Origin of the sequence: Paenibacillus sp. SN-8-1, assembly GCF_050995535.1 — a bacterium.
Taxonomy (GTDB): domain Bacteria; phylum Bacillota; class Bacilli; order Paenibacillales; family Paenibacillaceae; genus Fontibacillus.
Window position 1 is genome coordinate 732908 of record NZ_CP194782.1, and the last position, 12029, is coordinate 744936.

At 36.2% G+C, this 12029-nt stretch carries 2 protein-coding genes; both read left to right on the plus strand.

What is annotated here, in order from left to right:
* Positions 1-501: 501 nt before the first annotated feature.
* On the plus strand, positions 502-7740 hold the full coding sequence (locus ACRRNK_RS03575) for an amino acid adenylation domain-containing protein (RefSeq protein ID WP_433945443.1): 7239 nt from the start codon (positions 502-504) through the stop codon (positions 7738-7740).
* The gene (locus tag ACRRNK_RS03580) at positions 7715-12022 is read left to right on the plus strand and encodes a condensation domain-containing protein (protein ID WP_433945444.1); all 4308 of its coding nucleotides are present in this window, start codon (positions 7715-7717) and stop codon (positions 12020-12022) included. Before ACRRNK_RS03575 ends, ACRRNK_RS03580 begins: the two co-directional genes overlap by 26 nt.
* Positions 12023-12029: the final 7 nt, after the last annotated feature.

The following is a 12029-nucleotide window of genomic DNA, read 5'->3' on the forward strand; positions in this document are numbered from 1 at the left end:
GTTAGAGTATCGCGATGAAAGGCAACATGGGTAATCTGACTTGGGTTATATTACACTTAATTACTATATTTGGAACATCATAAGTTTTATGGAAAAATATAAAAGTAGTAAATATTTACCAGAATAATTCGTTTTATAACGTTGACAAAAGAATTAGTGCCATCTATTATTAAAATATCCTATAAAGTTAAATAAAGGATAAATTATTCCTATTAGACAAATTTTATAGAAAGATACAAATAATTACTTATTTACAAAATATGTAGAAAATTCTCGCATTTAGTTGTATCAAGTTGACTGTTCTTTAGACAATTGAAGCTTCATTAAGAGAAGACACGATATGGATTTGAACTTCTCTTCAGAATTGACTGTTGAGTCCAAGACATCGTCACATGGTATGAATCCGCCCAAAAAGGAAAACGTTTTCATTTGTGATTTCGAGCAAATTAATGTCATTAAATAAGCAATAAATTTTAATGAAGGGAATGTGAACCTGGGGACATGGAAAAGAATTTTTGCGATGACCAAGAGATTTTTGATGCAACAGCAGAAGAGACACAACTATTTTTCTTACGGGAAAGGGCTACACCTACAGATTTATATACGGAGACATGGTGCTTCGAACTTGAAAGGCCAATTGAGAGAGATCGATTAGAGGATTCAATAAAACAAGTGATCGAAATGAATCCTGCTCTGCGTATGAATTTTTTCATGGAAAATGGGAAGATAAAGAAGAAAGTTAATTGTAGCAGTCCGCTAGTGTCCGTTCATCGGAGTGAAGAGGTTTTAATAGATGATCTTATTGAACAATTAAAAACTTATCCCTTTGATTTAATACATGAGCCATTAATACAGTTCCATATTTGGATGAATGAGTTAACAGATGAAAAGTACTTGATAATTAATTCACATCATATTGTTACAGATGGTTGGACGAAGAATTTACTACTTGAAGAGCTTATGGATGGGTATTTCAACAAATCTGAAGGTGAGCTGCCAAAGAAAACTTTCATTCCTCATAACAAGGCATTGAATCAGAGAAAAAAAGAAAAGTATGAAGAGTATTATGAAAAAATCAACGATATACCAAATAGAGTGAACAAATACGGGAAAGTACAACAGAATTATTCCGGGTTCACCAAAACAATTGAAGTTAAGCCAGATGTAATTGAGGAAATAAACCAATTCTGTTCAGATAATCGAATATCGATGTTTTCTTTCTATTTAGGTAGTTTTTATTCGTATATTTGTACATATAGTGGCGAGCAGCGAATGAGAATCGGTGTCCCATTTGCGAATCGACAAACAGAACAAGAACAAAAAAGTATGGGCTATTTTGTAAATATCCTTCCATTCGGTTTAGACGCAGATATTTGTTCTTTGGCACAAAATCAAGGTGAATTTTATCACTTTATTCAACGAAATGTTCTACAGCTCTCAGCGTTTCAAATGTTTACTTTTTCAGACATCTCCAGATTATTGGATAGTGATGATCGTCAACCATTCCGTACTGTATTCAGTTATCAAGAATCACATAGCTTTAATGGAATCAAAAAAGAAATCAATACGAGTCAGAATGGTGCAAAGTTCGAATTAACTGGAAATGTTAAAAAGATGGGGGATCAAGTTTATCTTGAATTTGAATTTTCTGACGAGGTTTGGACCCCGGAAGAGGGAGCTTATTTCATTCAATGTTTTGAAGAATGGCTAATTAAATCCCTTCGAGGACAATTAATAGAGGCTGTAAATAATCCATTACCTTCCTTAAATCAGAGAATATTATCTGGCTTGGAGAAGGAAGAGCCCTCAGTTGCTACAATCTTTGAGAAATTTATGAATGCGGCTCGGGAGCAGGAGAATAGAGCTGCCATAATTACAGAACAAGGCGTAATTACTTATAGAGAATTAGTGGATAAAGTGAACCTTTATGCTAGAGCGATTGAAAATTTGCAAATAAGAGAGAATGATTTTGTTTCCTTACAGCTTGAACGAAGTCCGCAAGCTATTGCCATAATGTTAGCATTAACTAAGAATGGAATTACATATCTTCATTTAAGTCCTTACTATCCAGAAGAGAGAACTAAGTATATCGTCTCAGATAGCCAAACTACTGTGATTATCACGGATGACAGCGAAAAGAAACTAGAAGCACTCACAGGAGTAACTACATACACTATAGCGGAATTAGAAAACGATTTATGGTCTGACCAAGTGATAAGTCAGGATAGACCTAAACATACAAACGATATTTTTAGTCTAATTTATACTTCTGGAACGACTGGACAACCCAAAGGCGTGAAAATAAGCCATCAAAATATTTTGAATTACTGTTCAAACTTTAATGAATTTGGCTTTACTGTAGAGGACATCTTCTCCCAATGTAGTTCCTTTACATTTGATGCGTGCCTCTTTGAAGTATGGTTTCCGTTACTGAACGGTGCAAGCATTCGGATCATTCCAGACCCCGTTACAGACGAGAGAAATTGGAGATTTGCCGGGGTAGCGAACGCACCAACGATCTCTTTTCTTACAACGGCTTTATTTAATTCTTTTGTGGAAAACGGAAGTATTCTTCATTTTTCAGCCACCAAAAAGATATTTTTCGGTGGAGAAGCTGCTTCGAGTAAATTTATAAATAAAGCCTTGAAATTGTTAGAGAATACCAATTTGTATAACGCGTATGGGCCGACTGAGAATACAACCTATACAACTCTATATCCAATTTCTAGAGACGAAAATCAATTACTCTCCTTAGGGAGTCCAATAAATAATGTTACAGTAGGGATTCTTGGCACAAGTGGTCAGCTAATGCCAGTCAACTGCATGGGTGAGATCGTTATTGCCGGGAAGAGTTTGACAGAGGGCTATTTCAACCAAAATGAATTAAACGAAGCCAAGTTTATCTTTTTGCAGACAGATAAGGGGATACAGCGTTTCTATAAGACAGGGGATATCGGAAAAATTGGCTTGGATAGCCGTCTATATTTTCAATTTCGGAAGGATAGACAGGTTAAAATTCGTGGGTTCAGAGTTGAACTGTCTGAAATCGAGACCAGTGCGCAACAAATAGAAGGCATAGAAAAGTGTATCGTTTCTTTTGAAAAAGAAGGATTAAAAGGATCGTTAACACTTTATTATGAAGGAACTATAGAGGAAGAGGCAGTACGACAAGCGGTTAGTGAAGTTCTGCCTGCTTATATGATTCCTAATGAAATCATTCGAGTTGAAGAGATTAAGTTAACCGTCAATGGGAAGGTCGATAAAAAATCTATTGATAGAAAAGAAAAGGCGCAAATATGCCAACAAGAAGAATGGACCTCGCTTGAACGAGTGATCGGCGACAGTATTGAGGAGAATATCGGGACTAAAGGATTGAGAAGGACAGATAACTTTTATGAGATCGGTATTGACTCCATTATTTCTATGCAAATATGTGCAGGTTTGCAGGCACATGGACTTCAAGTATCGATTCCTGAATTGTTCCAATATCAATCCATACAGTCTCTGGCAAGATATTTAGAAAGCAAGGGTACGGATACAACAACGGTATCTCGACCTACTGCTTGGAAGAGCAATAAGCTCTCACCAATTCAAAAATGGTTTTTTGATTCTGAATATGCGAATCCATCACATTGGAATCAATCTGTTGTCATCAAGATGGAACCACGAATTACAAAGGAAATGGTAATTGCATCTTTAAGGCAAATTATTGATCATTACGTTATTTTCCAGTCCTATTTCCAACAGGTGAATGGCCAATGGGAACAGTTTATTAAAGTTGATGAAAAAGAATACTTTATTGATAGTTTTGTTGTTGAGGATGAATCTGCAATTGAGGATATTATTGCTCGCCAACAAAAAAGCTTAGATATCGGGCGCAAAATTTATCAGTTCTCCATAATTCAAAACGAGGGCAGTTTAACTGTTCATATGGCAGCACATCATTTAATAATAGATGGGATCTCCTGGAGAAATATTTTAAGGAATTTGTCTCATTATTTAAATGACACACCAGATTCAAGACAACCCGTACTGGAAAGTAGGACGTTTAATGAATGGGTGGAGTATATCGATAACTACTATGTCTCCCCAGAGATTGCTAGATACTGGGGTAAGGTCCATGAGACTGATGAGGTAAAAGAGTTCGGTCTGTATCGAGAATACCAAGAAGAGATGCTCTCTTTCACTAAAACACAAACACAAGAATTAAAGGAACTGGTTCAGTCAAAATTATTTGGTGATATGGAGGCTACGCTGCTTGCGATCACTTCACATGCCTTATTTGAAGTTTATGGTTGGCAGCAGCCAGTCACTGTTCAAATGGAAGGGCATGGAAGACCTACTAATGATGCAGGATTTACTACTACAATCGGATGGTTTACAAGTATCTATCCTTTGACAGTGATTAAGGATGAAACATTAAGAAATACCATTATTGGCTTGCATAATCAAATATTGAATATTCCGAATAAAGGGATGGATTATCAGCTCTTAAATCCTATCAGTTTCCACTCCGATTGGACGTTCAATTACATGGGTGAATTTGATTCCAAAGGATACTCAGGGTTTGAAATTGCTTCTCTGTTTCGGACAGATGATTTTGGAAGCGACACGAGAGCCCCATACGATTTATCTATAGTACCGATTATTTCAGACGGACGTCTGGAAGTTAGAGCATCATATAACGCTGAAGGATATGATAAAGAATCTATTAAGCAATTCTTATTCATATTTGAGAATATGTTAGGACAGCTTTTGAAGGAAGAAATTCCTGACTATCTACCTACTACTCCATTACAAAAGGGCATGCTGCTTCAAAGCATGAGAAATCCAAATTCGGGAAATTATATTATTCAATGGCACATGCTGGCAGAAGAGTTGGATTTGAATCGATTACAAAGCGCAATTTCCCGGCTAATCAAATTTAGCCCAGCATTACGCAGCACATTTATGATGATTGATGGAGAAGCTATTCAAGTAGTGAGGAATGTAGAAGACATTCAACAGCGCAGTGTAATTAAATTTATGGACTGGTCAGATCTTTCTCTGGATCAGGCTGAATCAGAATTGAATCAGCTTCTAAACATACAACGACGACAAACCTATGATTTCATAAATGGGCCATTATTCCGCTTCAGTGTAATCAAGCTAAAGACAGCATTTGTGCTTGTTTTTGAACACCATCATTTGATTTTAGACGGCTGGAGTATGACCTACCTGTTTGAGAATTTATCGGCATTTTATGACACTCCAGAACTAAATAATGAGATTTCAGATAGTTATATGACCATGAAAAAACTAATGAGGAAGTCAAACCTAACCCCAAATTTACAGAATTGGGAAGGGGTTCTTTCGAATTATACACCTGTTGAGTTTCTTAATTTGAATCATAAACATGATAGCAGCAATGTTATTATGCATGATTCGATTGATGAAGTTAGTGGAATCTATGATTATTTGAGAACCCATAAGATAACCATGAATCAATTCTTTCAATTGGTCTGGAGTGTAACGCTGCTGCAGCTGTTTGGCAGGGATGATGTGTTATTTGCTGTGACTAGTTCAGGAAGAAACTCGTTTAAAAAAGACGAATTAGGGACAATAGGAATGTTTATTTCCACATTGCCTTTTAGAGTAAAGCTTCCTAGCGAGCAAGCTACAATGGAGCAGCTAATTGAAATTGTTCGAGATAATGCGCATAAAATACAAGAATATGATCGAATTTCGTGGATTGAAATCGCAGACTACTTTGGTGAGGATCCAGAGATTCAAATTGGTTATGTTTATGAAAACTACCCTATTCACTCGGATTCAGGAACATTTTCGATGGAGAAGTTCCAAGGTAAAGAGCAAGTGGAGTTCCCTTTAGCTATTTCGATTACTGAAAAAGTAAATAGAATTGAGTATGAACTTCATGCACAAGAGAATTATTTTAACGAAGATATGTTAAAGAGCACTAATTTAATAATAAAGAAGATCATCCAACACTTACAAAGTGGAGTAGAAGATTATGCGAGTCTTGTTGAATTGTTACACTGCGATTCAACGATATTCCCACAGAGTCATGAGCAGGCAGCATCAGAAAAAGTCTTTTCAGAAGAAATCGTTAATTATTTCAAAAAATATTCAAGCAGAACTTATATTCGAAATATTAAGAAGTCCATGACATATGGAGAGGCTCTTGAAATAGTGGATCAACTAATTCAGATAACTCAATTATCTGAAGGAGATGTGGTTGCTGTACTGACTGAGGATCGAGCAAAGATGACCATTTATGCTTTGGCTTGTTTTGTGTCAGGTGCAACTTATGTTCCTTTGTCCAGCGAATTTAACAAGGAGCGGATTGAGTATATTCTTCAAGATTCAAAAGCAAATTGTGTATTCACTGAGCAAGGTGCTTTCACTAGGTTGAGCTTCGATAAGGACGTAAACAACCATGCCTACATCATCTATACTTCAGGAACAACGGGCACACCAAAAGGAGTAATTATAACACAAGAGAACATTCAGAATTCAATAGAAGCTCTTTATTCAGAAAATATAGTAGATATGGAAGATATTTATTACCAGAACATCGCAATGACGTTTGATCCATCTATAATGGATATTCTTCTGCCGCTTTACTCTGGGGCGTCAATCTATATTTCTGAAGAACGACTTTACGGAGCAGAGATGGAACGAGTGCTTAGTGAAGAGAAAGTAACCATTTTTACCGCAACACCTTCATTATTACGAGTTCTTGATCTGAATGGGTTGCCTTGTCTAAATAAATTAATAGTCGGTGGTGAGCAATTAAGGCGCTCTGATCTGGAGAATGTACCGGGTAGCACAGTTATTTACAATATGTATGGTCCGACAGAAACGACGATTGTAGCTAGTATTTTTGAAATTAATGAGAAGAATAGACAACACTATGCAGCATATCCAATTGGTAAAGTTTTGAAGAAACTCAATGCTTATAGTTATTCTAGCAAGGGTAAGATGCTGCCATTTGGAATGCCTGGAGAGCTGGTCCTTGAAGGCTCGCTAGTTTCAGCCGGTTATACAAATCCGTTATTAAACGAACACCGATTTGATAACACTCTTGAAAAAGAGAACAAGAAAAAATATTTAACGGGCGATATTGGATATATTTCTAGAAATGAATGTATCTCGTTTATCGGCAGAAAAGACAGACAAGTCAAAATTCGAGGCTATAGGGTTGAATTGAACGAGATAGAGCAATCCATTTCCACTTTATTTGAGGCAAATAATTATCAATTGTTGATGAATGAAGAAAAGACTACATTGTTGTTAGCCTATCTTGGGAACATGTCCGAGGATAGGGTGCGAAATCAATTGAAGGGCCTTTTACCCGTGTATATGGTCCCATCAGTCATTAAAGGTGTGGATGAATTTCCTCTTCATTCCAACGGAAAGATTGATTTCAATGCTTTACGAACAACTTTGCTGCAAAATACTCAGCAACCGAGCGATCCGATTATGGGCACCTCATTAATACAACAAGAGCTGGGTGAAATTTGGAAGGATATATTGAATATTTCTAATCTATCACTTGAAGATAATTTCTTTGAAATAGGCGGCAACTCACTTCTAGCTATTCAGCTTGTTCGCAAAGTTAACGAAAAAACTAACTTTAATGTGACCATTCAACAATTATTTGGCGCGAATAGTTTTGAAGAGTTCGTTAAAGAAATTGAAGGTGGTGTTAAAAGTGAAGAAAACTATATTCTCTCTTAGTCCTTTACAGCTTGGAATATGGAGTCGTATTCAACTTTATGGGGAAAACGGCGAGTATGAGATTCCTTTGTTATTGGAGTTGGATCTAGATGTTTCATCAAAAGAGATTGAAGACGCACTAAACAGCCTGATTGAGTATAATGCGGCTTTACGCGTGGAGATCGTTGGAGGACAGCATCCTCTACAAAAAATAGAGTCGTATAAACCTGTGGAATTATGGGTTGAGGAAGTAGAAGATTCCAATCTAAATGAGTTATTGAAAATATATATAGAGCAGCCAATGTCAGTAATGACATCACTGACTAATTACAAATTGTTTAGAAGTAAAGAGCATCAAATTTTGGCTTGTAAGTTTCATCATATTATAGCGGATGGTCATTCAGTAAAGACTTTCGAGAATGAATTATTGGATGTTCTTTCTGGAAAGAGACCAACGAAAGATAAGCAATTATATGAAAACTATTTAGAAAACAGTCTGTCTAAAAGTAATGGGCTCGAGAATGATCACTTTTGGGATTCATATTTACAGCAAGCTACTGAAAAATTTGAATTTCCAAAACAAAGTCCCTTGGATTTCACAGAAAGAAGTTTAATTAGAACAAAACTAGACATATCCAAACAGCAGCTGGCTGAATATGCTCTCAAGACTGGAAGCAGTTTATTTGCTACCAGTCTGGCAATTTATCGAATGTTCGTTAGTCGTTTCTTTGGCAAAGAGAACTATTCCATTGGTATACCGGTATCTACCAGAAGAAGTGTAGAAGACGAAGAGACCTTTGCTTTTATGGCCAATGTGCTACCTTTCATAACTCCATTGGATTTTAATCAGACCTGTATAACCTATCAACGTAAAATTCAAGAAACAGTTCTTAACCTGATCTTGAATTGTGAAATTCCCGCAGCCGACTTGCAGAGAAAAGTGGGACAATCGAACGGCATTTTGTCAGATAGACTATTCGAAACAATCTTTGATGTAACGGAAGAAAGCGATAACGATTATCTGCTTCTAGCGAAGCAAACATCTAAGGAATCTGAGTTTCCTTGGATCGTTAACTATATTATCAAAGGAAACGACATTTACTTTGAAACAAATCATGACAGTTCGATCTGTCCACCATGGTTTATGGAGGAAATACATGTATCTTTTCAAACCTTTATCCATGCAGTATTAGAGAATCCCAATAAGCAAATTGGCGAGTATCCAATCATGAATAAAGAACAAGAAAGCTTGATGCTCTTCAAAGGAAACATAGATCACTCACAAAAGTTAAATTCGCTTGATAAGGATGATCTATTCGCAAAAGTTGATCCAAGTAAGGAAATGATTTGGTATCAAGGAAAGTCTATTTCTTTTGAAAGGCTTGAATACTATTCGGAGCAATTCGGAGGATTTTTACAGAAAAATGGTATAAGCGAAGGAGCAAAGTTCGTTGTTTGTACAAAGAATAAATTGATTGGAACAATACTGTTTTATTGTATTCAAAAAAATAAATGTTGTTATATTCCTATCTCCAGCGTTATGCCAGAGAAACGGATCGAAAGTATTATCGAAGAGGCGCAGCCGCTACTAGTATTTACAGATTTTCTGGAAATCAAATGTGATCGTATTCAAGTCATAAAAGAACTCACTGATTTAGGCGAGCTTTCTCCATTGGCTAGTTATCACATTAATGATCAATCTAGATATATGGCAAATATATCGTATGTTATCTTCACTTCAGGTTCTACTGGAAAGCCAAAAGGAGTCCCTATCTCCTATGAGAATTTAGCAAGCTTAGTTGCTGAATATCAAGGATATTTTGATGTGTCAAAAACAGATGTCGTTGCACAGGTTGCAAGTTTCTCCTTTGATGCAAGTCTGTTCGAAATGACTCTGGCCTTTTGTAGTGGAGCAAAAATTGCGATTTTTGATGAACAACAGGGGTATGAAAAGTTCCCTCAATTTACCAGAGAATTACAAGTAACGCATTTTCTTTTGACACCTGATTACTATGCAATATTAAATTTTTCCGAATGTGAGAGTTTAAAATGTGTTCTTGTTGGGGGAGCTCCTTATCGACATAATCCAACTGTTCCACAAAAGGTGACTATTTATAATGCTTATGGGCCAAGTGAGGCAACAATCATGTGTTCTCTTGAAAAGATGAATGCTGGAAGCGAGCCAACGAGCATTGGACTCCCCATGGGCAATTCCGGAATAGTACTGATTGATGAACGTGGAGAGCTTACTCCTCATGGATTATCAGGAGAAATTTGCATAACCGGTAGATCTGTTTTCTCAGGTTACTTAGATTCATTATTGCCTTCTTCTCTTATTACAACGAATCTGGCGGAGAAAGAATATACATTCTATCGAACTGGTGATATTGCTTATTTCAACGAAAATTGGCATCTGCAATTTATTTCAAGGAAACAAAACATGGTGAAAATTCGAGGAAATCGGGTTGACCCAGAGGAAATTTCTCAGTTAATTATGACTAAAAGCAAGGTATCCAATGTAACTACAATTGTTGAAAAGGATCACTTATTCACATTTTATGTTGGTACAGATACGGAAGAGGAAATTGGGAGAATGGTTCGAGAATATCTGCCATCGTATATGATTCCAAAACAGATTATTCGTCTTGAAAAGATTCCCTTGAATGTGAATGGAAAGTTAGATAAAAGCGCACTAACAGCACGGATTATAAATGATAGTGAGCAATCGAATTTAAATGAAAGAAATAATAGAACGAGTTCGTTTAATACGATTATTTTGGATGTATTCAAAAAAGTGTTAGAAAGTGAAGAGGTAACTCTTCAATCCAACTTTTATGCTGTAGGCGGAGATTCTATTCGTAGTATTCAAGTTTCTAATGAACTGCATAAAATCGGGCTGCGTGTCTCCTCGTTGGACATTATGAAATGTCAGACAATTGGAGAACTTTGTGAAGGTACTCTAGATTCCAAACGAAACTTTGATCAAAGAGAAGTAGTTGGCGAAGTGGAATTGTTACCGATTCAAAGGTGGTTTTTCAGTCATAATTTCTCGAATATTAACCATTGGAATCAATCTGAAATATTCAAAGTAAGTGGAGCGTTTAGACAAGAAGACTTTATAACAGTGTATAAACAAATTCGTTCGAAGCATGATGGATTGCGGAGTCAGTTTATTCGCAAAGTTGATGGTTATGTGAATCACATTAGATCGAATTTGCAGGAAGATCTTGAAAGGGAAGTATCGTTCTACAATGTTCCACAATCTATTACCCATAGCTCAATCCATGATTGGAAGATGGAGACCATCAATCAACTTCATCAAGAAATAAATATTGAATCCGGACTGCTTTCGAGGGTTGGAATATTTCAGTTGGACGATGAAAACTATGAGATTGTTTGGATCCTGCATCATTTAATTTGTGACAATGTAAGTTGGATGATTTTAAAAAATGATTTCATGCATGGACTTGAGATTGTTCAAAAAGGAGAGCCGGTAGTATTAATTGAGAAGACAACTAATATAAAAGAATGGGCAGAGTATCTGAAAAATAGAAATGTAGAGACTGAGATACGTTCAAGATGGCACAATTATTTACCGGACAAATCTGTTTTGACAAACGGAATAACTGATAACAACAATAAAGAGCCTTTTACGGCTCACTTATATGAATTAGATGATAAGTTGGTACAAACGGTACAGAGCTTTGCTGAAAAAAGAAGAATAGCTGTTGATCTATTGCTCTTCCTTCTATTTAGTAGAAGTCTCTGCAATTATCTTTCTACTGAAGAAGTTTGGGTAACAAGGGAGTTAAATGGCCGAACTGAGCATCCCCAGCATATTCAATTGAATCAAACACTTGGCTGGTTCACCTCCATGCATCCTGTAAAAGTTGTTAATTTTGATGACATCCAGGAGTTTGTTTCGATGAATCAATTTGATATCGAGAAGAATTCAAATATTGCGTTCGATTATCAGTTTATGGAACCCATCTTTGAACTTCCGAATATCTCATATAACTATTTAGGTCATTTACCAGAAGAAATTGATGTTACGCGATTCACGAGCATTGCTGATATTAATTCAATGGACTTTTTCGATGAAGTAGCTTTGAACATAGGTATGCAGAATCACAAGCTGATATGTGTATTCCTAGCTAAAGAGAACAATCGTGAAATGGTGGAAAGTGTAATTGAACTACTTAAGAAGAACATCCAACAATTGTCTGACGAAAATGAACAAACGAAAAACGTTTTTGGTATTTCATCAAGCACATTGATTGATTTGAATGAATTATTTTTATAAAGAGGTG

Coding starts and splice junctions, on each gene's coding strand:
- ACRRNK_RS03575 (WP_433945443.1), top strand. CDS start 502: ATGGAAAAGAATTTTTGCGATGACCAAGAGATTTTTGATGCAACAGCA.